This window comes from Escherichia sp. MOD1-EC5990 (genome assembly GCF_002965285.1).
GTDB lineage: Bacteria > Pseudomonadota > Gammaproteobacteria > Enterobacterales > Enterobacteriaceae > Escherichia > Escherichia coli_F.
This window is the reverse complement of sequence record NZ_PTRV01000095.1, coordinates 1-318: the sequence shown is the minus strand read 5'-3', so window position 1 is coordinate 318 and position 318 is coordinate 1. Positions and strand designations below refer to the sequence as shown.

1 rRNA gene is annotated in these 318 nt (G+C 53.1%); it reads left to right on the top strand.

Annotation, left to right across the window (positions count from 1 at the left end):
• Positions 1-231: 231 nt before the first annotated feature.
• Positions 232-318 (top strand): 5S ribosomal RNA (gene rrf, locus BEB42_RS26050); the annotation flags it as partial.

Here is a 318-nt window from a genome sequence, read left to right as displayed (position 1 = left end):
GCGTTGAGCTAACCGGTACTAATGAACCGTGAGGCTTAACCTTACAACGCCGAAGGTGTTTTGGCGGATTGAGAGAATTTCAGCTTGGATCCAGAGTCCGAAGGATTTTGCGCTGAGACAAGGCGGCAAATGAAGCGAAGGAAGGAGCATACTGAAGTATGTGACTGATTTTCGCGAATGCAGCCAACGCAGTATCAGCACAAAAGACACAGGACAGAGCACAGGAATTTGCCTGGCGGCCGTAGCGCGGTGGTCCCACCTGACCCCATGCCGAACTCAGAAGTGAAACGCCGTAGCGCCGATGGTAGTGTGGGGTCT